This is a genomic window from Bifidobacterium lemurum (genome assembly GCF_014898175.1).
In the GTDB taxonomy this organism is placed as follows: domain Bacteria; phylum Actinomycetota; class Actinomycetes; order Actinomycetales; family Bifidobacteriaceae; genus Bifidobacterium; species Bifidobacterium lemurum.
The window spans coordinates 2398041-2421218 of the sequence record NZ_CP062948.1 but is presented as its reverse complement, the minus strand read 5'-3'; the positions used below and the strand labels follow the sequence as shown (position 1 = coordinate 2421218).

At 62.2% G+C, this 23178-nt stretch carries 24 protein-coding genes and 1 tRNA gene; 10 read left to right on the top strand and 15 right to left on the bottom strand.

Going from position 1 to position 23178, the window contains the following annotated elements; all coding sequences use genetic code 11:
* Nucleotides 1-162 precede the first annotated feature (162 nt).
* Nucleotides 163-447 (top strand): DUF3017 domain-containing protein, encoded by a 285-nt coding sequence (locus BL8807_RS09570; RefSeq protein ID WP_072726051.1) that lies wholly within the window; start codon nucleotides 163-165, stop codon nucleotides 445-447.
* On the opposite strand, the gene BL8807_RS09565 is transcribed toward BL8807_RS09570, so the two are convergent.
* Nucleotides 364-1296 carry an MIP/aquaporin family protein gene (locus tag BL8807_RS09565; protein ID WP_072726053.1) on the bottom strand — a complete coding sequence of 311 codons (933 nt, stop codon included), beginning with the start codon at nucleotides 1294-1296 and terminating at the stop codon, nucleotides 364-366. The two genes, BL8807_RS09570 and BL8807_RS09565, sit on opposite strands and share 84 nt — an antisense overlap.
* 184 nt (nucleotides 1297-1480) lie before the next feature.
* On the opposite strand from BL8807_RS09565, the gene BL8807_RS09560 reads away from it, so the two are divergent.
* A complete protein-coding gene (locus BL8807_RS09560) occupies nucleotides 1481-2254 on the top strand; it encodes a pseudouridine synthase (protein ID WP_072726055.1) in 774 nt (257 codons plus the stop codon).
* On the top strand, nucleotides 2251-4380 hold the full coding sequence (der, locus tag BL8807_RS09555; protein ID WP_072726057.1) for a bifunctional cytidylate kinase/GTPase Der: 2130 nt from the start codon (nucleotides 2251-2253) through the stop codon (nucleotides 4378-4380). The genes BL8807_RS09560 and der overlap by 4 nt, the downstream gene beginning before the upstream one ends.
* A gap of 247 nt (nucleotides 4381-4627) precedes the next feature.
* On the opposite strand, the gene BL8807_RS09550 is transcribed toward der, so the two are convergent.
* Nucleotides 4628-4701, bottom strand: a tRNA-Pro gene (locus BL8807_RS09550).
* A 73-nt stretch (nucleotides 4702-4774) separates the two neighbouring features.
* On the opposite strand from BL8807_RS09550, the gene BL8807_RS09545 reads away from it, so the two are divergent.
* The 7 genes from BL8807_RS09545 to BL8807_RS09515 all read left to right on the top strand — a co-directional run bounded on the left by BL8807_RS09545 (nucleotide 4775) and on the right by BL8807_RS09515 (nucleotide 14049).
* On the top strand, nucleotides 4775-6208 hold the full coding sequence (locus tag BL8807_RS09545) for a HipA family kinase (RefSeq protein ID WP_226847329.1): 1434 nt from the start codon (nucleotides 4775-4777) through the stop codon (nucleotides 6206-6208).
* 224 nt (nucleotides 6209-6432) lie between these two features.
* Entirely contained in the window at nucleotides 6433-7827 is a 1395-nt protein-coding gene (locus BL8807_RS09540) for a UTP--glucose-1-phosphate uridylyltransferase (RefSeq protein ID WP_072726230.1), read from the top strand.
* A gap of 138 nt (nucleotides 7828-7965) precedes the next feature.
* Nucleotides 7966-9876, top strand: coding sequence for a helix-turn-helix transcriptional regulator (locus BL8807_RS09535; protein WP_072726061.1), 1911 nt, complete (start codon nucleotides 7966-7968; stop codon nucleotides 9874-9876).
* Nucleotides 9877-9888: 12 nt separating this feature from the next.
* Nucleotides 9889-10206, top strand: coding sequence for a hypothetical protein (locus BL8807_RS09530; RefSeq protein WP_072726063.1), 318 nt, complete (start codon nucleotides 9889-9891; stop codon nucleotides 10204-10206).
* Nucleotides 10207-10235: 29 nt separating this feature from the next.
* Entirely contained in the window at nucleotides 10236-12821 is a 2586-nt protein-coding gene (locus BL8807_RS09525; protein WP_072726066.1) for a DEAD/DEAH box helicase, read from the top strand.
* Nucleotides 12822-12894: 73 nt separating this feature from the next.
* Nucleotides 12895-13242, top strand: coding sequence for an RNA polymerase-binding protein RbpA (locus BL8807_RS09520; protein WP_072726068.1), 348 nt, complete (start codon nucleotides 12895-12897; stop codon nucleotides 13240-13242).
* A 93-nt stretch (nucleotides 13243-13335) separates the two neighbouring features.
* Entirely contained in the window at nucleotides 13336-14049 is a 714-nt protein-coding gene (locus BL8807_RS09515; RefSeq protein WP_072726070.1) for an HAD hydrolase-like protein, read from the top strand.
* A gap of 122 nt (nucleotides 14050-14171) precedes the next feature.
* On the opposite strand, the gene BL8807_RS09510 is transcribed toward BL8807_RS09515, so the two are convergent.
* The 13 genes from BL8807_RS09510 to trpA form a co-directional block, all read right to left on the bottom strand.
* On the bottom strand, nucleotides 14172-14798 hold the full coding sequence (locus tag BL8807_RS09510; RefSeq protein ID WP_083570229.1) for a DUF3841 domain-containing protein: 627 nt from the start codon (nucleotides 14796-14798) through the stop codon (nucleotides 14172-14174).
* A gap of 120 nt (nucleotides 14799-14918) precedes the next feature.
* Nucleotides 14919-15281 (bottom strand): hypothetical protein, encoded by a 363-nt coding sequence (locus BL8807_RS09505; RefSeq protein ID WP_143249058.1) that lies wholly within the window; start codon nucleotides 15279-15281, stop codon nucleotides 14919-14921.
* A gap of 20 nt (nucleotides 15282-15301) precedes the next feature.
* A complete protein-coding gene (locus BL8807_RS09500; RefSeq protein WP_072726072.1) occupies nucleotides 15302-15946 on the bottom strand; it encodes a MerR family transcriptional regulator in 645 nt (214 codons plus the stop codon).
* Between the two features lie 82 nt (nucleotides 15947-16028).
* Complete coding sequence (locus tag BL8807_RS09495) at nucleotides 16029-16466, bottom strand: FHA domain-containing protein (RefSeq protein WP_072726074.1); 438 nt, start codon at nucleotides 16464-16466, stop codon at nucleotides 16029-16031.
* 5 nt (nucleotides 16467-16471) lie between these two features.
* A complete protein-coding gene (locus tag BL8807_RS09490) occupies nucleotides 16472-17293 on the bottom strand; it encodes a DUF881 domain-containing protein (RefSeq protein ID WP_072726076.1) in 822 nt (273 codons plus the stop codon).
* 3 nt (nucleotides 17294-17296) lie between these two features.
* Nucleotides 17297-17629 (bottom strand): small basic family protein, encoded by a 333-nt coding sequence (locus BL8807_RS09485; protein ID WP_072726078.1) that lies wholly within the window; start codon nucleotides 17627-17629, stop codon nucleotides 17297-17299.
* Nucleotides 17629-18588, bottom strand: coding sequence for a DUF881 domain-containing protein (locus BL8807_RS09480; RefSeq protein ID WP_072726080.1), 960 nt, complete (start codon nucleotides 18586-18588; stop codon nucleotides 17629-17631). The genes BL8807_RS09485 and BL8807_RS09480 overlap by 1 nt, the downstream gene beginning before the upstream one ends.
* Complete coding sequence (locus BL8807_RS09475; RefSeq protein ID WP_072726083.1) at nucleotides 18578-19195, bottom strand: CDP-alcohol phosphatidyltransferase family protein; 618 nt, start codon at nucleotides 19193-19195, stop codon at nucleotides 18578-18580. The genes BL8807_RS09480 and BL8807_RS09475 overlap by 11 nt, the downstream gene beginning before the upstream one ends.
* Nucleotides 19196-19208: 13 nt before the next feature.
* Complete coding sequence (hisG, locus tag BL8807_RS09470) at nucleotides 19209-20060, bottom strand: ATP phosphoribosyltransferase (RefSeq protein WP_072726084.1); 852 nt, start codon at nucleotides 20058-20060, stop codon at nucleotides 19209-19211.
* A 118-nt stretch (nucleotides 20061-20178) separates the two neighbouring features.
* Nucleotides 20179-20442, bottom strand: coding sequence for a phosphoribosyl-ATP diphosphatase (locus BL8807_RS09465; RefSeq protein WP_072726087.1), 264 nt, complete (start codon nucleotides 20440-20442; stop codon nucleotides 20179-20181).
* Nucleotides 20443-20495: 53 nt separating this feature from the next.
* Entirely contained in the window at nucleotides 20496-21164 is a 669-nt protein-coding gene (gene rpe / locus BL8807_RS09460; RefSeq protein ID WP_193057515.1) for a ribulose-phosphate 3-epimerase, read from the bottom strand.
* Nucleotides 21165-21203: 39 nt separating this feature from the next.
* Nucleotides 21204-22139: a prolipoprotein diacylglyceryl transferase gene (gene lgt / locus BL8807_RS09455; protein ID WP_072726090.1), complete on the bottom strand. Its 936-nt coding sequence runs from the start codon at nucleotides 22137-22139 to the stop codon at nucleotides 21204-21206.
* A gap of 132 nt (nucleotides 22140-22271) precedes the next feature.
* A complete protein-coding gene (gene trpA / locus BL8807_RS09450; RefSeq protein ID WP_072726092.1) occupies nucleotides 22272-23147 on the bottom strand; it encodes a tryptophan synthase subunit alpha in 876 nt (291 codons plus the stop codon).
* Between the last annotated feature and the right edge of the window lie 31 nt (nucleotides 23148-23178).

Here is a 23178-nt window from a genome sequence, read left to right as displayed (position 1 = left end):
AGTCATACGACAAAGGCCGGCCGGAGGAGATTCCGTTCCCTCCGGCCGGCCTTCGCATATCGCGACCGGCGTCGATTCGCCGCTTCGGACGTGACGCCTCTATAATGCAACAGTCGGCCGTTGAGCCGACCGCATATCGCAAACCCACGTGTAAGGACCGCCATGAAGAACCATCCGACCGTTTCCGAAACGAATGAGGGCAAGCCTTGGTTCGAATGGATCGTGCTCGCCATGGTGGCGCTTGCCGTCGTCGTGGCCTTCTTCGGATACACGATGGCCGCCACGGCGGTGCTCGCCGTGACGGCCATCGTCACCGGTGTTCTGCGTTTGGCGTTACGCGAACGCAGCCCCTGGAAAGTGCGCTCAGTGGCGTTCGACTCCTTCATCGGCATCGCGCTGGGCATCGGACTGCTCGTCACGTACTTCAGCATCAGCCTCATCATGTGAGTCCTCGGCCTCGACGAAATCCGCCTCGCCCGACAGGGTTTCGACGTCGTCGCCTTCGACGGCCACCACGGGCTTCGGACGGGACATGGCGTCGTTGATCATCTGCGCGGCGATCATCACCAGCGCCACCACCGCGGCGGCCAGCACCGGGCAGATCCAGAACACCCACAGCTGGGATAGCGGATTCTGCGTCAGTCCCTGGCCTTGTGCGGCGAGCGCGATACCCGTGGAGCGGGCCGGGTTCAGACCGGCGCCGGTCACCGGGTAGGTGATGGCGGTGGCAAGCGCGTAGGACAGGCCCATCATCCACACATGACGGTCGGAGGATTCGCCATGCTCGCCCAGCGAGGACATGGCGGCGGCGACCACCAGCAGCGCGGCGATCACCTCGATGATGATCGCCAGCGTGACCGAGAAGCTGATGTCGTACTGGCTGAGCACGGAGTAGGAGACGGAGCCCGCCTCGAAACCGTTGACCGCGCCGGGCAGCCAGATGCTCATCGTCACCGTCTCGTTGGTGGGGATCAGCGCGACCACCGCGAAGCCCGCGGCGATGGCGCCGAGCACTTGGGCGATCACATACAGCACGCCGTCGAGCACCTTGGTTTTCGAGGTGAGCACGGCGGCGACGGTCACCGCGGGATTGAGCTGGCCGCCGGAGACCTTCGAGAAGATCGCCGTCACCGCCGCATAGGCCAGACCGGTGGCCAGCGCGGCGAACACCACATTGATGCCGAATACGGCCGACCCCCAGGTCGAAAACGCGTAGATGGCAAAGCACAACAGGAAACTTCCAGCCAATTCCGCGGCCACGCGGATGGCCAAGGGCTGTTGCTTCGTTTCTTCCATGGTTGAATACCTCTGTTCTATTGGTAGAGCGGGAAGACCCGCCGAACGTCTGCCAGTGTAGCAGTACCCCGGCGGTACGATAGAATGGAAAGGTTGGGAATCGCTGGAAGAGTCGGCGGTTCGCCGGCATATGCATAAGAAACCACGCAAGGCGACCGCCTTGCCAGGCCACGTTGGGAGAACGATGCCACACGCATATTCCCGTGCCCAGAAGGCGCACGAAGACAACACCGATGGAATCCGTCTGCAGAAGCTGCTCGCTCAGGCAGGCTTCGGTTCTCGACGCAAATGCGAGGAGATGATCACCGACGGCCGTGTCGAGGTCGATGGCGAACTGGTCACCGAACTGGGCAGCCGCGTCGATCCAAGCAAACAGCAGATCCGCGTCGACGGTTCCCGTGTTCGTATCAACACCAATCACGTCACGCTCGCGTTGAACAAGCCCCGGCGCGTGCTCTCCGCCATGGACGATCCCAAGGGACGCTTCACGCTGCGCGACATCGTGGGCGACAAATACGACCGTATCTTCCATATGGGCCGCCTCGACTACGAGTCCGAAGGCCTGCTGCTCATGACGAACGACGGCGAGCTCAGCCAGCATGTGATGCACCCCAAGTACGAGGTGGAGAAAACCTATATCGCCACGCTCGAAGGCAAGATCAGCGGCACGGTGTGCCGCAGGCTGGTGACCACGGGCGTGCAGCTCGACGACGGCTGGATCAAGCTCGACCGTTGCTCGATCCTCGACTCCAACCGCGACAGCACCATCGTCAAGGTCGTGCTGCATTCGGGCAAGAACCGCATCGTGCGCCGCATCTTCGGTTCCATCGGATACCCGGTCAAGCGGCTGGTCCGCACGCAGATCGGCCCGATCAAACTCGGCGATCTGAAGCCGGGCTCCTACCGCGTGCTCAGCCAGACCGAAATCCGTTCGCTCTCCAAGGAGGTCGGCCTGTGATTCGCGTAGCCATCGACGGTCCCGCCGGCGTGGGCAAGTCGTCCACATCCAAGGCGTTGGCCAAGTATTTCGATTTCGCCTATCTCGACACGGGCGCGATGTATCGCGCCTGCGCCTGGTGGTGCCTGAACCAGGGCATCGATCTGGATGCCGAAACGGTTGACGAGCAGACCGTCACCGAGGCGGTGGGCGCGTTCTTCACCGAAGGCCATTTCGACATCAGCGTCGATCCGGACGATCCGCGCGTGACCGCCGACGGCGAGGACATCAGCCAGGCGATCCGCTCGTCCGAGGTCTCGTCGCATGTGTCGAAGGTCTCGAACATCATCCCCGTACGCCATGTGCTGATCGCCGCGCAACGCGCCTACATCGCGCGTGAGGCCGCGGCCGACTCGTATTCGCGAGGCGCGGGCATCGTGGCCGAGGGACGTGACATCACCACCGTGGTGGCGCCCGACGCCGAGGTGCGCATCCTGCTCACCGCCAGCGAGGCGGTGCGTCAGGCCCGCCGCACCGGACAGGCCGTCGCCGGCGTGGGCGCCGAGGACGTGGCGGCCCGAGACAAGGCCGACTCCCAGGTGACGAACTTCCTGACCGCCGCCGACGGCGTGCTCACCGTGGACAACTCCGACATGGATTTCTCCCAGACCTTGGATGTGCTGACCACCATCGTCGAGGATGCCATCGAAGAGCAGGAATACGAACAGTACGCCGCCAATCTCACCGGCTATGAGCTCGACGAGGGAGACGAGGCGCTGATCGAGGGACGCGGCTTCGCCGACGACTCCGCATCCGCAGGCCCGCGCCAGGTCGGCGTGCTCGCCGTCGTGGGCCGCCCGAACGTGGGCAAGTCCTCGCTGGTCAACCGCATCCTCGGCCGTCGCGCCGCGGTGGTGGAGGACACTCCCGGCGTGACCCGCGACCGTGTGAGCTATGACGCCGAATGGGCCGGAACCGACTTCAAACTCGTCGACACGGGCGGCTGGGAGGCCGACGTGGAGGGCATCGACTCGGCCATCGCCTCGCAGGCGCAGATCGCCGTGCAGCTGGCCGACGCCGTCGTGTTCGTGGTGGACGCCCAAGTGGGCATGACCGACACGGACGAACGCATCGTCAAGATGCTGCGCGCCTCCGGCAAGCCGGTGACGCTGGCCGTCAACAAAATCGACGATGGAGCAAGCGAATACATGGCCGCCGAATTCTGGAAGCTCGGACTCGGCGAGCCCTACGCCATCTCCGCCATGCACGGCAGGGGAGTGGGCGATCTGCTGGACGCCGCCCTGGACTCGCTGGCCAAGGCGGAGAAGACCTCCGGTTATCTCACGCCGACGAATCTGCGCCGCGTGGCTTTGGTGGGACGCCCGAACGTGGGCAAATCCTCGCTGCTCAACCAGTTGGCCGACGAGGAACGCGCCGTGGTCAACGATCTGGCGGGCACCACACGCGATCCGGTCGACGAGATCGTGACCATGGACGGCGAGGATTGGCTGTTCATCGACACGGCCGGCATCAAACGCCGTCAGCATAAGCTCACCGGCGCCGAATACTATTCGTCGTTGCGCACGCAGGCCGCCATCGAACGCGCCGAACTCGCGCTGGTGTTGTTCGATGCCTCACAGCCGATCTCCGATCAGGATCTCAAGGTGATGAGCACCGCGGTGGACGCGGGCCGCGCCATCGTGCTCGTGTTCAACAAATGGGACGCGATGGACGAGTTCGACAAGCAGCGTCTCGAACGTCTGTGGGCCACCGAGTTCGACCGTGTGACCTGGGCGCAGCGTGTGAATCTCTCCGCCAAAACCGGCTGGCACACCAACCGCCTGTCCAAGGCCATGCGCGAGGCGCTTCAATCCTGGGACCAGCGCGTGCCCACCGGCAAGCTCAACGCCTTCCTCGGACAGATCCAGGCGGCGCATCCGCACCCGCTGCGCGGAGGCAAGCAGCCTCGTATTCTGTTCGCCACGCAGGCCGGCACGCGTCCGCCGCGTTTCGTGATCTTCGCCACCGGCTTCCTGGAGCACGGCTACCGTCGCTTCCTCGAACGCTCCCTGCGCGAGGAGTTCGGTTTCGAAGGCTCGCCCATTCAGATTTCGGTGAACATCCGGGAAAAGAAGAAGCGCAAATAACGCCCATCACACCGTTTAAAAATATCGAAATTCGAGTTTGGTGTGTCGGGCCGGAACGCCTTGTTTAGGTAAAACGTTTGATTTCAGAGTTTGGTGTGCGAAAACGCTTACGAATGGCGAATTCGACACACCAAACTCTTTTCGTTTCACAACCCGTGTCGTATCGGTGATGTGCCCGATGTGCGCCCGATGGTGAAAACCCGAAGAAATAAGAAGGGCGGAATCTTGACGATTCCGCCCTTTTCAGTCGGGCCGGCGGGATTTGAACCCGCGACCCCTTGACCCCCAGTCAAGTGCGCTACCAAGCTGCGCTACGGCCCGAACAGAGTGCATCAGCACCGAGTGGATAATTTACCACATCCATGGATTCACGCAAGTTTCATGAGTCGTAAGCGTGTTGTGTCCGATTCTCTTCGTTTTCGCCACGCATGCCCGTCACTGGAGAGTTCCGTCACCGGAGCTTCTCAGCATCGCTTCCCTTAGGGTCGATTCAAGCCGACTCCAAACGGAGTCGTCATCGCCTAGTATTGACCGTGGATGGTTACGCGAAACCGGGACGGAGGCGACAAGCATGCGGTACGTATTGCGAATATACGATACGCCGTTGATGGAGTTCGACGCCTCCTACGGTGAGGGATTGCGTGCAGGCACTTTGAACGCGCATATCCTATGGTTCGATGAAGCGCAACGCACGCGGCTACCGTTCCCTCTTGCCCCGGATCCAACCGACGCGCAACTGACAACGTGGCTGCAGCGACGCACGATCCCAAAAAACAGGCGGTTCGCGGTCGAAATCCTCAAGCAGGCGGGACTGACCATCTCAGACACCCTGGGCATCATAGACCTGTGCAAAGGCCTGTCGGTGAACGACTCGTACTGGATCGAAAAAACAAACGAACAGCTCGCATTCAACGACATCAACCTTTTCGACAATCCGTTGGATGAAACGCTGGCCATCGTGGCCTACACAGGGTACACATCCAGTGAGAAACACGACATCGGACTCTCCAGCGAATGGACCACGGACGGTCAGTTTCCAAAAGCCTGGCGGCATATGCGCGATGGTTTGGAGCTCTGGAAGGCCGGCACCGAAGGCTATGCCAACGCAGGCATGGAACCATACTCCGAGTTCCTCGCCTCGCAGCTCGCGGCCAAGCTCGGCCTCCATGCGGTGTCATATCGATTGGAGCAATGGAAAGGCAAGCTGGCTTCGGTATGCCCGTGCATGAACACGAAGGACGTATCGTTCGTGCCGTTTTACGCAGCCACCGGTTTGGCCGGATTCCCTGCGATGTTGGCCTGCGCGAAAGCCATCTCCCATGACGAGTACGAGGCCATGCGCACAATGCTGGTTTTCGACGCGCTGATCATCAACCAAGACAGGCACGCCAACAACCATGGACTCCTGCGGAACAACGTCACCGGCGGCGTTCTCGCTCCGGCACCGCTGTTCGACCATAATATGAGCCTGTTCAAAAACGATATGAGAACGGATTGGGAAGCCGGACGATGGACCGCCGCCGTGATGGACGAGCTTCAGCCGGCGAACAGTCTGCTCTCCTTCTCCAAGCAGGTGAGGCAGATTATGGGTCCGGTTCAGCACGAATGGTTGCGACGTGCGTTGAATGTGACCTTGGAGGATGATTCCGCATATCCGATGGAGAGAGGACGTATTGATGCGATCAATACGTATATTCATGCGTCCGCAAGAAGATTGCTCGATGTTCCCGTGGTTGACGAGAACGAGCTTTCCGCCCAACTGGATGGATTCGCAGACGAAATAGAATCCGCGCCGGTTCTGCGCAATGAAACGTTGCTGGCGCGCTGATCCAATTCCTGATGCCGCCGGCCCGACATGTGGAGGCTGGAATCTCGCGATTCCGGTCTTTTTCTTTTCACACCCCCTTTCTCCACGGATTATTCACCGGTTCGATGGCGGCATTCACACGCCCTGCACCACGGTCCGCTAGACTTGTTCGGGGTATTGACTTTAGGAAAGGGGTCGAGGTGAGCGACCAGCAGGACGAGGTGTTCGAGGCTTCCGCCGCGAAGATGCGCGATGCGGGCATGAGCGAGATGGCCATCAGCCAGTTCAAGCGTCTGTACGATGTGTGGCGTCATGAGGAGGCCAGCAGCTGGATCCGCGAGGAGGACGTCGAACCGCTGAACGGCGTGCCCAGCTTCCACGACGTCTATGAGACCATCAACCACGACAAGGCCGTGGATGCCTTCGCCAAAACCGCCTTCCTCAAGCTCAACGGCGGACTCGGCACCTCGATGGGCCTCGACTGCGCCAAATCGCTGCTCCCCGTGCGCAGGCACAAAGCCAAGCAGGTGCGTTTCATCGACATCATCCTCGGCCAGGTGCTCTCCACCCGCGCCCGACTGGGCGTCGAACTGCCGTTGACGCTGATGAACTCCTTCCGCACCTCCGAGGACACCATGAAGGTGATCCAGCAGAACCGCAAGTTCGTGCAGGACGACATTCCCGTGGAGATCATCCAGCATGTCGAGCCGAAGCTCAGCGAGGCGACGGGCGAACCGGTGTCGTTCCCCGAGAACCCCGAGCTCGAATGGTGTCCGCCCGGACACGGCGACCTGTTCTCCACGATTTGGGAATCCGGCCTGCTGGACGCGTTGGAGGCCAAGGGCTTCAAGTATCTGTTCATCTCCAACTCCGACAATCTCGGCGCGCGCCCCTCGCGCACGCTCGCCCAGCATTTCGAGAACACGGGCGCGCCGTTCATGGTCGAAGTGGCCACCCGCACCTACGCCGACCGCAAGGGCGGCCATATCGTGCGTGACAAGGTCACCGGACGTCTGATGCTGCGAGAGATGAGCCAGGTGCATCCGGACGACAAGGCGGACGCCCAGAACATCAAAAAACACCCGTATTTCAACACGAACTCGATCTGGGTTCGCATCGACGCGTTGAAGGACAAGCTCGCCGAATGCGATGGCGTGCTGCCCCTGCCGGTGATTCGCAACCGCAAAACCGTCGATCCCACCAATCCCGACACCGAAGCGGTGATCCAGCTGGAAACCGCGATGGGCGCCGCGATCAACCTGTTCAACGGCGCGATCTGCGTGCAGGTGGACCGTATGCGGTTCCTGCCGGTGAAAACCACGAACGACCTGTTCATCATGCGCTCCGACCGTTTCCATCTCACCGACACCTACGAGATGGAGGACGGCAACTATCAGTTCCCCAACGTGGAACTCGATCAGCGCTATTACAAGAACATCCACGATTTCGACGAACGCTTCCCCTACGCGGTGCCGTCGTTGGCCGCGGCGAACTCGGTGACCATCCGCGGCGACTGGACGTTCGGCCGCGACGTGATCATGTTCGCGGACGCCACGCTCGAGGACACGGGCAAGCCGAGCTACGTTCCCAACGGCGAATACGTTGGGCCGCTTGGTATCGAGCCTGATGATTGGGTGTGACCCGTTCATCGATAAGCCAAAAAAAGGATGTTTTTTCGAAAAATGACAGCATTCGCCGCAAAAACCCTCTAATATAGAGTGGAGTGTGCGATACCGCATGCACACTTACTACGAAACGATAACGATACGTGAGGACTAATGGCAGAGGGTAGCAGCGGACGCCGGCGTTTTTCGGACAAATGGGGCAAGCACGAACTTGATGTGCTCGCCGTTTTGTCATCCGCCTTTCCGCAATGGCTGACGTCCCGTCAGATCGCCCAGCGGGTCAAGGCCTACGCCGATTCATACGGAGAGCTCGCCGATCAGGCGGCCAAGGCCGCGTTCGCCAAGCAGTTCCAGCGCGACCGTGCCAAACTCGCCGCCATGGGCATCGCCATCGAATCACGCCAGCCCGAATACTCGTCCAAGTCGGAAGGACAGGATTTCGCGTCCTACCGTCTGCAGTTGGGCGACGAACCGCGCGTGCGCCTGCATTTCGAGCCCGAGGATCTGCCGGTGTTGGCCGCGGCCAACTATCTGGCCCGTTCGATGTCCATGTCGTCCGAGCCCGAGCAGCCGCAGCTCACCCACCAGTCGCGTACCACGCCACGCGTGCCGCAGACCCCGATTCCCGGTCTCGGATTGGACTCCATCGCGCCCGGTTTGGGCACGCAGACCATTCCCGACGCGCTGGTCAAAGTGATCGATTCACGTCGTTTCGCCGCCACCGTCGACGTGGATGGCGAGCATCTCAACGTCGCCTACACGGATTCCGACGATCTGGCCATGTATGTGCTGGAGCATCCCGGCGCGTCCATCGTCAGCCCGCAGGAGGCGGTCGACGCCTTCCACCGTCGCCTGCACGCCGCCACGCAGTTCACCTTGGCCGACGAAACCGCCAGCGACAACAGCGCCACCGTCGTTTCGGAAGCCATCAGCAGTGTCAGCGAGCCGGGAGACCCCGAATCGATCAAAGCCCAGGCCAAGAAGAACGGCGCGTCCTTCCAGACCGGCAGCGAGGTGGATCGCCGACTGCGTCTGATGCTGTTCCTTTCCGCGCATCTGGGCGAGGAGTTCTCGCTGGCCGAACTGGCGGAACGCTTCATCGGCAAGTCCAAGGGCGGCGACGATCTCAAAAAGCAGATCAACATCATCCACAAGGACATCAACACGCTCACCACCGTCTCGGACGACGGCGAGATGGCCGGCAGCCAGTTCTTCGACATCGATTGGCCGCTGCTTGATTCCGAAGGCATCGTCTCGGCCACCAATTCGCTTGGTTTGGAGCGTCTGGCCGGCATCTCGCCGCAGTATCTGAGCATGCTCACCGCCTCGGTAAGCTATCTCGCGCACGCGCCGCTGCTGCCCGCATATCAGCGCGACCAGGCGGAATCGCTGTATCGCCGGCTGCGCAAACATGTCACGCCGGGGCAGACGCCGTGGTTGAGCCTGACCGGCTACGAAATCGAACCGCGAAGCTTCACCATCGTCAAGCGCGCCATCTCCACCGGATCCCTGCTCGATATGGAATACACCGACGGAGCGGGCCGCACCCGACGCAAGCTGGTGGCGCCGGCGAAGATCTTCGTGGACGAGGGCGTGTATTACGCGGCCGTGTGGACGGACGTGGCCAAAGCCGCGCCCAAGGAGATGAAATCCCACGTCGTCAAAGACACGACCATCGATAAGACGAACGGCAAGCCGCGCACCTGGCAGGTGCTGCGTCTGGCGCGCATCGAGGATGCCACGATGGTCGAACCTGTCGCCAAACTCGATATTCCCGACGTGCCGGTGGCAGAATTGCGCAAATGGAATTTCGACAACGGCACCGCCGCGGTGTTCATCACCGACCAAAGCGGTCTGCCGTTCATCAAGTCACTGCCCGGCGCGCAGGTTGAGGCTTGCGGCACGGGGGAGAAGGTGCATCTCATCGTCTCCTCGGATTCCTGGTTCGTCGCCTTCTGCATCGCCCATGCGCGCCATATCACAGCGGTCGCGCCGGAGACGCTGCGCACGATGATTGTCGCCCGGGCGCAGCGTGAGCTGAGCCTGAGCGAATCCGACAAGTAAGGAGTGTCCGCTATGCCATGGTGGGTCTGGGTGCTGCTGGTCGTGTTCATGTTGGCGATGATCGCGGCGGGCTTGGTATATGCGGGATTGCATGGCCTGCGTGCACTGCGTGACGCCGGTGAGATCGGAGCGAAGCTCTCGCAGCGCTTCGAAGCCATGGGGGAAGGAACCGACGCGGGGGAATCAAACGACGCGCCGCTGTTCACCCAGCCGCTTGATGTGGCCCGCGAGCGCTACATCGACGCTCATGCCGACGTGATTCGCCGTCAGGACGCCAAACGTCAGCGTCATGCCGAACGTTGGGCCGTTTGGCGTCGTTTCACCGACTGAACGAATCTACTGGAAAGAAACAGGAGCATATGGCTCGTCACCGCCGCAGTTCCGCCGCCGCGCAATCGAAAAACGAATCTCCCTCGCCATCGCAGCGGTACGCGTCCTTTCAACGCAGACAGCGCCAGTCGCATACGGCCGCCGCGCGTTTCGCCTCGGCGTTGCCGTTCGAACTGGATGATTTTCAAGCGCAAGCCAATGAGGCGTTGGAGAACGACAGCAATGTGCTGGTCGCCGCCCCCACAGGCGCGGGCAAAACCGTGGTGGCGGATTTCGCCGTGTTCCTCGCGCAGGAACGCAACGTCAAAGCCTTCTATACCACGCCGATCAAAGCGCTGAGCAATCAGAAATACCATGATCTGGTCGCCGAATACGGCACGGAGCGGGTGGGTCTGCTCACCGGCGACACCTCGATCAATTCCGAGGCGGATATCGTGGTGATGACCACCGAGGTGCTGCGCAATATGCTGTACGAGCGTTCGTCCACGCTGAACGCGCTGCATTACGTGATCCTCGACGAGGTGCATTTCCTCGCCGACCGTTTCCGTGGCCCCGTGTGGGAGGAGGTGATCATCCACCTGCCCCCTCAGGTCAAAATCGTGGGATTGTCGGCCACCGTCTCGAACGTCGAGGACTTCTCCTCGTGGATCTCCTCGGTGCGGGGCGATACCGCGCTGGTCATCAGCGAGCATCGTCCGGTGCCGTTGGAACAGCATGTGCTGGTGCAGGCGGACGACCACACCGAGCCGGAGGTGCTCGATCTGTACCGCAGGGACGGGCAGGAACGGCAGACGACGAAACTCAACGCGCAGTTGGTCAGCAGGCTTGACCAACTCGACCGGCAGGCGGCCAGGCGACGCGGCGAGCAGAGGCCGGACAAGCGCAAAGGCCACGGAGGCAAATCGCATGATCGTTCGCCCCGCCCGGAACGCCATACCCCACGCCGTTGGGCCGTGGTCGACGAACTCGACTATCTGGGGCTTCTGCCGGGCATCTACTTCATCTTCTCCCGCAACGGCTGCGATCAGGCGGTGGAGCAGTGCATCAACGCGGGTCTTGAACTCACCACCAATGCCGAAGTGACCCGCATCCGCCGCATCGTGGACGAGATGGTGGAAGGCCAGCTCAGCCAGGAGGACCTCAAAGCGCTGCAGTTCTCGAAATTCCGTTTCGCGCTTGAGGAGGGATTCGCCTCCCACCATGCCGGCATGGTGGCTTTGTTCCGCCAAATCGTCGAACGTCTGTTCGAAGAGGGTCTGGTGAAGATGGTGTTCGCCACCGAAACCCTCGCATTGGGCATCAATATGCCGGCGCGTTGCGTGGTGGTCGAGAAACTCGAGAAATTCGACGGCACCGGGCATGTGGGGCTGACGCCGGGGGAATTCACCCAGTTGACCGGCCGCGCCGGCCGCCGCGGCATCGACGACATCGGCCACGCCATCGTGGTCGACCATCACGGCTTCGTGCCGGCCACCGCCGCCGCGCTGTCGTCCAAACGCGTCTACCCTCTGCATTCCAGTTTCCGCCCGACTTTCAACATGGCGGTGAATCTGCTCAACACCAGCGACTACGCCACCGCACGCCAGACGCTGGACCATTCCTTCGCCCAATGGGAGGCCAATGAGTCCGCCTGGCAGTTGGAGGCGCAGATGTCCACGCTGCGGCAGGCGATCGAGGGATACGAGCAGGCCTTCGCCTGCGAGCACGGCGACTTCCGCGAGCTGATGGAGCTGCGGATGACGCTCTCCGATTTGGAGAAGGATGGCCGGCGTCGGCTCAAACGCGAGGTGTTCTCGTCGGAGCGCGACCGCAGACGGGCTTTCGCATCGCTTGACGAACGCATCCGCGAAATCCGAACGCAGGAGACGCATCATCCCTGCCGCCGATGTCCCGACCTGCAACAGCATCTCAAATGGGGACATCGTTGGGCGCGCGAGATGCGCGAGCTGGAACGCGTCGGCAAACGGTACGAATCCCGCACGGGATCGGTGTCACGCCAGTTCGACCGCATCTGCGACATTCTCAGCGAGCTCGGATATCTCCAACAGGACGAAACCACCTCGCGGACCAACCGCACGTTGACGCTCACCGACCGCGGACGGCTGTTGCGCCGAATCTACAGCGAGCTTGATCTGGTGCTCAGCGAGGCGCTGCTGGACGGCGTGTTCGACGGATTGGACGCCCGAGGTCTGGCCGCCGTGCTTTCGGCCTTGGTGTACGAGGCGCGGCGCGGCGAAGGCGGCGAGCCCAGACGGTATCCGGGAGGCGTGAGCGGGCCCATCGCCCAATCATGCGCCCGCCTGTCGCAGGTTTCCATGCGCATCGACCTGATCTGCGAGGACCATGGCCTGGATTCGCCCCGTCAGCTGGATTTCGGCATCGTGGACGTCATGTACGAGTGGGCGGGCGGCGAAAGCCTGTCCGCTTGTTTGCGCGATCGGGAGATGACCGGCGGAGACTTCGTGCGCAACGCGAAACGATTGGCCGACGTGCTGCAGCAGGTCGCCGTGGCCGAGCCTTATCCGGAGGCCGGGGGAGAGGCTCTCGCCTCACTCGCCCATGAGGCGGCGGATCTGGTCAACCGCGGCATCGTCGCCTATTCGGGCGTCGAATGAACGGGAATAAGCCCCAAGTCCGAACTGTTAGGTAGCGTAGAACGGTTAGCGCAGGTTAAGGAGGAACCACCACATGGCTGAACGTAGCCTTCGAGGTATGAGCATCGGCGCGAAGTCGCTGGAGTCCGACGACAATGTGGATTTTGCGGCGCGCAACGACGTGGCGTATGTGTGTCCGAAGGGCCACCGTACGATTCTGCCCTTCGCGGAAGGCGCCGAACTTCCCAACGAATGGGAGTGCCGTTGCGGTGCGGTGGCCCGTCGCGAGGGCGACGATGACGCCAACGCCGACGATCTCGCCAAGCCGGCGCGTACCCACTGGGATATGCTGCTGGAACGCCGTGATGTGGACGAACTGAAGGTTCTGCTTGAGAAACGCCTGCAGATGCACCGGGACGGTTGGATTCCGGACTACGAGTAATGTCGACGGCGAGCGGCCCACCGGTAGGGGACCGCTCGCCGGTTTTCGTAACGGCATAGAACATATGTTTGCATATCATAGGGGGAGAGGACTATGAACGAACATCCGAAGAAAGTCGTGCTGCTGGATCTCGACGGCACGCTGACCGAATCGGCGCCGGGCATCATCGCCTGCGTGGTCAAAACCTTCGAGGAACTTGGATATCCCGTTCCCGACGACGCCGAACTGAAGCGTTTCATCGGTCCGGCGATCATCGAATCGCTGCGACGCAACCATATTCCAGAGGACAAGCTTGAAGACGGCATCGCCATCTACCGCAACTACTATGCCAATCAGAACATTTTCGACGATCCGATGAATCCGGGAAACAAGGTGCCCGGACGGCTTTACAACAGCGTGTTCGACGGCATTCCTGAACAGCTCGCGGCATTGCGCGAGGACGGATATCTGCTGGCCATCGCCACCTGCAAGCCCGAATATCAGGCGTTGCCGATCTGCGAGCATTTCCATCTGACCGAACAGGTCGATGGTATCTACGGCGCCAGCATGGACAACACGCGCCTGCACAAGGATCAGGTGATCCGGTACTGCTTCGACCACATCGGATTCGACGCCGAAGCCGGCGACCGCGCGCTGATGGTCGGCGACCGTTGGACCGACGTAGACGGTGCCGTCGCATGCGGGCTGGACTGTCTGGGCTGCGCTTGGGGCTACGCCGAAGGCGACGAACTCACGCAGCATGGCGCGTATCGCATCATCGAGCACGTGGACCAGTTGCGCGATGCGGTGAGCGAGTATTTCGGCTGACGATTCATTTCGTTCCGCCCTTTGCGCGCACATTCGCGCGCTTCGATAAATGGCGTGTTCCGTACGTACGGAACATGCCATTTTGCATATCGGAGGATGCGATAAGCCTCTAAGTCCACCGTTCAGCGTCCGATTCGACGTCCCTTTTGAACCTCCACCACGTCCTTGGGACGGATCTCCCAGAACGTCGCCTGTACCATCGCATGCGCGGCGCCCATCATGTCATCCGGACTCACGACCACGCGATACCAGGTCTCCGCGACCTGTTCACGTGTCCAATGCTCGGTCTCGTCGAGCCATTCGTCCAGCTTCTCGTCCGGCAGGGCGGCGGGTGGGACGGGACACCGGTTGATGACCGCGTGCCAGCCGTCCAGATCGGTCAACAGCACGCGGTCGGACGGAACGTCGAGTCGGATGAGATCATCGTCGGAACATTCGCGGAACCCCGTATACCGGCGGTCGGGACGGATTCTGGCCTCGCCTTGGGGTGTGGTCCACCGCGCCCACGCCCAGACCGGCGTGAGGGCGTCGGCTGGGCGGGCGATGCCACGACGGTCCATCTCGTCCCTGATCCACCGATAGGCGCTTCCGAAGACGCGCCGCATCTCCATGCCGTCCCTTTCATCCTTGGCGCCGATCGCCTCGTCCACGCCGATGTATGGGGACAGCGCCGGATTGGGAACGTATCGTCCATACTCCTTAAGGGAGCGTTCGACCGCGTCCCATGGTTGGAAGGTCCACAACTCCATACGATCCACCTTATTGGGATAAAGAAAGCCATTCTTGAAAATCAGTCTAACATAAGCCGATAATGTACGTTATGTCAGATTATAATTCCAATCGTGGCATACAGGCTCTTTGCCGCGATGCTATTTGCCGGCGCGGTTGAGTCGTTCGTCCATCTCGGTGAACATGGCGCGTCTGGCCTGCAGGTACATCAACGCCAGCTGCGCGGCGACGCACAGCACGACGACGACCACGGACGGCCATCCCGCACGCGTGTAGAAATCGCGCGCCCGGGAGTCGAAATCATTGCAGATCAGCAGATATACCGGATACGGCAGGATGAACAGCAGCACCGAGACGATGTGAAGCCCGACTATCCCCCAACTCACCGGGCGCACCGGCGGATGCCCGCCTTGCAGGAACTTGCCTCGAATCACGCAGATACAGCACAGATTCACCGAGATGACCACGGCGAAACACCACAGGACGGCGGGCAGCAACTCCATCAGCATCTGAATGACGGGAGTCAGGCGGCCTCGCGCTGTGCGCGCTGGGCCTCGAGCTTCCTGCGCATGCGCATGGCGGTCAGTTCGTCGATGGGTCGACCGGCCGCGACGGAGCCCGGCTGGAGCTCCAAGTCGACGTAATCCTCATGTTCGAGCGCCTCTTCGATCTGACGCCACAACGATCCGACGGACACGCCGAACACCGCGGTGCCGCTTTGCAGCAGCTCGACCATCTGCTCGCTGGTGGTGCACTCATGCACCCGCTGGCCGTCGCACATGATGGTGACGTCGGCGAGTTGGCTGGTGGTGCGTTGGCTGAGGAATCCGATGGCCGCCGTCACGTTCTGCAGGTTGACGCCGGCATCCAACAGCTTCTTGGACACCGCCAGAATCACCACGTCCTTGAAGGAGTACAGCCGACGCGAGCCGGAGCCGTGGGACGGGGTGATCGACGGTTCGACGATCTGCTTGCGCGCCCAATAGTCCAGCTGGCGGTAGGTGATGCCGGCGACTTTGGACGCCACTGTCCCCCGGTATCCGCGCTTGGCGTCCTCCCTGTCCGCGGTGGCGAACAGTTCGCCTTGGATGGCGCCGTCATTGAGGTTCTCGCGCCGTTCAAGCGGCACATGCAGACGGAACTCGGCTCCGGAGCTCTTCTCGGCCATCGCACTCCCCTAACTCACACTGGTGTAATCACACGATTGCAATTCCTGGACTCCAGTGTAGTCCCGACGGTTGTGATGGTTGTCAGGAGAGAACGGCGGATTTCGTGAAGAACACGAGACGGAACTTGCCGATCATGATTTCGTCGCCGTTCCTCAACGTGCTCTGGTCGACGCGCTGACGGTTCACATACGTGCCGTTCAGGCTGCCCGAGTCGATCACCGTGAAGGTGGCGCCGGTGCGGCGGAACACGGCATGGGCGCGGGAGACGGTCGAATCGTCCAGCAGGATGTCCGCGCGGGGGTCGCGCCCGACGCTGATCTCATCCTCGTCCAACAGATACCGCGAGCCCGACACCGCTCCTCTGGTGGAGATCAGCAGCGCCGTGCCGTCGGACAGCTTGGAGATGGTGTCCAGGTCCTCTTGGGTCAGCGGCCGGTCGCCGTTGGTGGTGATGGGAATGTTGATGGCGGGCAACCCGATGATGGTGGTCTCGCCTGCGCTTGGAATCGGTTCAGTCATAATCGTTATTCTACCGTCTTTGCGTACTTGTATTGGGTATCGTCGCGAACTTGGTTGATCTCGACCGTGTCGCTCGTCTCCACAGTAACGGTCGCCCCGTATTTCACCTGCAGCTGGGCGCCCACTCCCCCGGCGATGTTCACGGCGTTCGCCAGATCCTGCGAATTGCCGATGGCGCGCACCACATAGCTGGGGGTCAGCGTCACGCCGTCCGAAACCAGGCCCGTGTCGGCGTCTTTGATGTAGGTGGTGGCGACCACGCGCACGTCGTTGATGGCGATGACCTCGGCGCCGGCGTTGCGCAGTTCCTCGATCAGGCTGAACATGATCGAGGCGTCGACCTTCTCGTCGCGTCCTTCGCCGACGGTGACGATGACGCCCTCGCCGGTGGCGGGCAGTCTGCCGGAAAGCAGGCCGGAGGTCTCCTCGTTCTGCTTGGCGATGCGTTGGGCCTGCTCCTGCTCGTCCACGGCGCTTTTCAGCGAGTTGAGCTGGCTGGTCAACTCGTTTTTGCGCTGCTGCAGATTCGACAGCTGCGTGTTCGATTCGGTGATCAGACGCACGAGCTCGCTTTCGCTCATCGTCTCGTAGGTCGAGGTGGTGTTGTTGATCTGCGTCATGTAGCCGAAGCCCAGCAACGCGCACAGCACCATCACCAGCGCGCTGGTCAGCAGACGGGCGCGCGACGCGTTGCGGTTGAGGTCGCGCTTGGGTTTTTTGCGCACCTGCGGGAACGAACCGGTCTCCATCCGGTCGTTCTTTTTGTCCTGGGCGTGCTGGCTGTGCATTTTCTCCAGCACATCGCGCGGTTCACGTCTTCTGGCCATGTGTCAGCCCCGGAAGATGAAGCGGCGGATGGACGACACGTTGGAGAAGATGCGGATGCCGAGCACGACGATCACGGCCGTCTGCAGCTGGGAGCCGACGCCGAGCTGGTTGCCGAGGAACACCAGCAGCGTCGCGGTCAGCACGTTCGCGAAGAAGGAGATGACGAACACGCGGTCGTGGAAGCTGCGCTCGAAATACGCGCGCGCCGCGCCCAGCAGGGCGTCGAGCGCCGCCACCACCATGATCGGAAGATATGGTTGGAGCACGACGGGAATATCCGGCTTGACGAACACGCCGACGACCACCCCGACGATCAATCCCAACACGGCTGCCATTATTCGTTCCTCCTCGCATACGAGACCTCGCTCGTTACCGCTGCCTTCAGTGTAATCGAATTGGATTTCCTCACCTGAAACGTCATACCCGCCTGCGCGAAGGTTTCATACAATTCCTGCTGGTTCTCCTGGCTCATGGCTTCGTCCAGGGCGTCCTTGTCGCCGATCGCCTCGATGGTGTACGGGCTTTCCACGGCCGTGGTGCCGATGAGGATATGCCCGCCGGCGATGCGGATCGAGGTCTGCACGCCCAGACGGTTGCCGTTGATCGCGATCGCCTCGGCGCCGTTCTGGAACAGCAGCGAGACGAGGTTCTGCAGGTCGAGGTCGGTGACGACGCGGATATGGCCGCTCGCCGTGTCGCTGCCGGATTGGGTGGCGGCGATGGGGTCGGCGAGGGTCAGGACGATTCCCTCGCCTTCGACCGCCGACTGGCCGTTCACCATTTCATCCTGCAGCGCCGTCTGCGACTTCACCGTTCCCGACAACGATTTGGACTGCTCGTCCACTTCGGAGCGCAGCTCCTCGACCTCGGTGGTCAGCGATTCGATCTGCGTGGTGCGTTCCTGCAACTGGCTCGCCAGACTCTGCCGCACCGCCTTGCGGGGATCGGTGTGCAGCTGCTGCACGAACACGCTGCCCGCCATGCCGACGACGATGCAGATCAGGAACACGACGCATCGGTTGAACCATACCGTGACCTTGGACTGCTGCCCACGCACCAGACGTGAGTCGGAGAACATCGGATCGACGGAACGATTGACGAGATTGTCGATGAGTTGCAGCGAATCCTCATGCGCGCGGCGACGACGGCGAGGGGTTACCGGCGCCTCGTCCGGAGAAAGCGCGTGATGCGATTCCAGGGCGGCGAAGGACGATGAGAACACGGCGCGACGCTTCACCGGCTCGTTCTCCTGCGGAACGGGGAACGAACCCGGAGTCGGCGGTTCAAGCGCCATGGCGGTCCCCCAGTTCCTTACGCAGCAACGATATGCCCTGACGGGTGTAGATGTAGCCGGCCAGCCAATACATGGCGATGCCCCAGATGCCGGTGGCGAGGGCCGCCGTATGCAGCATGGCGAACAACGCCCCCGTGCCCAGATCCGCGAAAATCAGCGCAACAATCGATATCATCAGCAGCGCGGTGCCGGTTTTTCCCACGAAATGCACCGGCAGCGGGCCGTAGTCGTATTGGGCGAGCCAAAGCACCTGGATAGCCATCCACAGGTCGCGCAATCCCACCACAATCAGCATCCACCAAGGGATGATGCCGGCTATTCCAAGGGCGAGAATCGAACAGAAGATGAGCAAACGGTCGGCAATGGGATCGAGGATCTGCCCGATTTTGCTGACCTGGTTGAATTTGCGGGCGATGATGCCGTCCACGCCGTCAGAAATCGCCGATATCGCGATCACCACCAAGGCCGCGACCATCTCATGGCGGGCGATCAGCACCGCGATGAACGGAATCGAAGCGATACGCAGCAGGCTGATGGCGTTCGGCACGGTGAAGTAGATGTCGCGCGCCTCCGGGCTATACCGATTCTCGAATTTCGAATTGCTCATAACAGGCAACAGTCTACATGCGGGAGGCCTGCAACGCGGTCACGATGATGCCGCGCGCACCGACCTCATACAGTTTGTCCATCAACTGGTTGACCTTCGCCTTGGGAACCATGACGCGCACGGCGGCCCACTGCTTGTCGTGCAGCGGCGAAATCGTCGGACTTTCGAAGCCGGGGGTCACCGCGACGGCCGCGGACACCTTCTCGACGGGGATGTCGTAGTCCATCAGCACGTACCGCTGGGCGGTCAGCACGCCCTGCAGACGGCGGCTGAGGATCGTCAGACGCTCGTCATGCTCGTCGAGACGCGGGGAACGGATCAGAATGGCTTCGGACCGCATGATCGGATCGCCGAAAATACGCAGGCCCGCATTGCGCAGGGTGGTGCCGGTGGAGACCACGTCCGCGATCAGATCGGCGACGCCCAGCTGCACGGAGGATTCGACCGCGCCGTCAAGGTGGATGGTTTCGGCGTTGATGCCGTTGCGCACGAGGTAGTCGTGCACCAGCTTGTCGAAGGATGTGGCCACACGCTTGCCTTCGATATCCGCCAGCGAGGCGATCGGGGATTCGTTCGGCGCGGCGAAACGGAACGTGGAGGCGCCGAATCCCAGATCCATATGGCGCTGCGCCTCGGTGCCCGAGTTGAGCAGCAGGTCGTGGCCGGTGATGCCCACGTCGATGGTGCCTCGGCCCACATACACGGCGATGTCGATCGGCCGCAGATAGAACAGCTCCACGTCGTTGTCCGGATCCTCCACCACCAGCTGGCGGGGGTTGGAACGCAGACGATAGCCCGCTTCGGCGAGCATATTCCATGCGGGTTCGGACAGCATGCCCTTGTTGGGCACGGCGATTCTGAGCATTTTCCCTCCTAAGGTCGCACGCCCATGCGGCGCGCGGTCACGTCTTGCGGATGCCTGGCTTCGGCCGGCCGCCATACCATCGCGCCGCCCACGGTTGTGGGACGGCGGCGCGGCGGACTCACAGGTGCTTGTAGACATCCTCCAGGCTGATACCGTGCTTGATCATCATCACCTGCACGTGGTAGAGCAGCTGGCTCATCTCCTCGGCGGTGCGGTCGGCGCCCTCGTATTCGGCGGCGATCCACGTCTCGGAGGCCTCCTCGACGATCTTCTTGCCGATGAAATGCGTGCCCTTGTCGAGCTCGTCGACGGTCAGCGAGCCCTCCGGACGGGTGGCGGCCTTCTCGCTCAGTTCCTGGAACAACGATTCAAACGTCTTCATGGTGGGGATTTCTACCTTATGTGTGAACAATGGTTGGTTTGGCGCGGAACGGCTCAGGCCTTGAATGCGGCGGCGGCCTTCTCGCGGATCGAATCGATCGCCTCGGCGGGGCTGTCCGCGCCGTACACGGCGGAACCGGCCACCAGCACGTCGGCGCCGGCCTCGGCCACGATATGCGCGGTTTTGGGGCTCACGCCGCCATCGACCTGGATCTTGGTCTTCAGTCCCCTACGGGTGATCTCGTCGCGCAGGCGACGCACCTTGGCCATCTGGTTGTCGAGGAACTTCTGGCCGCCGAAACCGGGTTCCACGGTCATGATGAGAATCATGTCGAACTCGTCGAGGATGTCGAAGATCGGCTCGACCGGTTCGGCCGGACGCACGGCGAAGCAGGCCTTGCAGCCCATGTCGCGCAGCTGGCGGGCCAGACGCACGGGAGCGTGCGTGGCGCCCATATGGAAGCTCACGGAGGCGGCGCCGAGCTTGGCGTATTCAGGGGCCCAACGGTCGGGGTCCTCGATCATCAGGTGCACGTCGACCGGCAGGTCGGTCACCTGGCAGATGCGCTCGACGATCGGCTCGCCGAGGGTGAGGTTCGGCACGAAATGGTGGTCCATCACATCGACGTGGACCAGATCGGCGTTGGCGATGGCTTTGAGGTCACGCTCGAGATTGCAGAAGTCGGCGGACAGGATGCTGGGTGCGATTTCAATGCTCATGATTACCTACTCTAGCTTTGGTTTGCGACTACTTTCCGGATATCAACGCCCTTTGCGAGCCTTGGCTTTCTCGTCGGCCAGTCTCTGGCGTTCGAGCTCGTCGGCGCTCACCGAGGCGAGACGGCCCGCCAGTTCCTCCGTGCGGCTGCCGTGCTTGTACAACACGACGAAGAGGACGCATCCGAGCACGAACACGATGATCGCGGTCCATACGTTGGTGCGCAGGCCGAGGATCACCGTCGAATAGTTGATGCGCACGTTCTCGATCCAGCTGCGGCCCAGACCGTACCAGATCATGTACATGGCGAACTGCTGGCCGGCCTTGAGCTGGTCGGCGAGTTTCCTTCCGATGACGACGATCAGCGCCGCCCCGACGAGGTTCCAGATCATCTCGTACAGGAACGTGGGGTGGAACAGCGTGTCCGCGCCGTCGGGACAGGCCGATCCGGTATAGCACACCTCGGTTTTGCCGATGGCGTCCGCGTCGTTGAGCTTCAACCCCCACGGCAGGGTGGTGGGCCAGCCGTACAGCTCCTGGTTGAACCAGTTGCCCAACCGTCCGATGGCCTGCGCCACCAGCAGTCCCGGGGCGAGGCAGTCGGCGAGCAGCGCGAAGGGGTAATGGCGGTGGCGGCACCACAGGAACGCGGCCAGCGCGCCCACGGAGATGCCTCCGAAAATCGCCAGTCCGCCCTCCCATATCTTGAGGATGTTCACCAGATCACCGGTCGGCGGGAAGTACATGCTGGGCGTGGTGATGCAGTGGTACAGACGCGCGCCCACGATGCCGCAGGGCACGGCGACCAGCGTCGTGTCGAGCACCTGGTCGAAGGTGCCGCCGACCCGTTTCCATCGGGTGGTCAGAATCCAGACGGCGAAACAGATGCCGACGAGGATGCAGACCGCGTACATGCGGATGGTGACCGGGCCGATGTCGAACGACGAGAAGGTCGGCGACGGGATATACGCGAGATTCATGATTCCTTATCCTATAGGTCCGCCGGTATCGCGGGCGGACGGCGCGCAGCATGAGGGAGGGAATTCACCGGATGTTCTTCCCGGCGAATTCCCTCCCTGCCGTCGAGTCGACGATGTCGTGCCGCCGTGCGGTCAGCGCCGCGCGTTGTGGATGCCTTCGGCGAGCTCGTCCGTCTTCGCGGCGAGCAATGCCAATCCTTCGGCGGCGTCGCGGGCGGTGCGGTTGTCGTCGTTCAGCAGCGTGTGCACCAGCGCCGAGCCGACGATGACGCCGTCGGCGTACCGGCCGACCTGGGCGCCCTGAGCGGCGGTGGAGACGCCGATGCCCACGCACACGTTCGTGGCGCCGGCCTTGCGCGTGCGTTCGACCAGCGTCTCGGGGGACGTGCCGAGCGTGTCGCGTTCGCCGGTCACGCCCATACGGGAGGCGGCGTAGACGAAGCCGCGCGCGTTCCTGGCGACGAGACGCAGCCGTTCGTCGCTGGAATCCGGGGAGACCAGGAAGATGCGGTCGAGTCCGTGACGGTCGGAGGCCTCGATCCACTCCCCCGCCTCGTCCGGGATGAGGTCCGCGGTGATCAAGCCAGCGCCGCCCGCGTTTTCGAAATCGCGCGCGAACCGTTCGACCCCATAGTGGAAGATGAGGTTCCAGTAGCTCATGACCAGCGGCACGCCGCCAGCGTTGGCCACGGTCTCCACGGCTTTGAACACGCCGTTGATGCGTTCGCCGTTGCGCAGGGCGATCTGGCTGGCGGCCTGGATGACGGGGCCGTCCATTATCGGGTCGGAGTAGGGCAGGCCGATCTCGACCGCGTCGACGCCGTGCTCGACCATGGTGCGCAGCGCGTCGAGCGACGTTTCGGGGTTCGGAAAGCCGTAGGGCAGGTAGCCGATGAAGGCCGGCTTGTCCTCGGCTTTGAACGCGGTGAACATGGCCTCGGTGGCGCTGGGCTTATGGCTGATGCCCAAAGGCTGGCCGGACGGGGTGGATGCTGTTTCGTTCGTCATTGTCGTTGCTTTCCTTCGTGCTCGCGTTCGT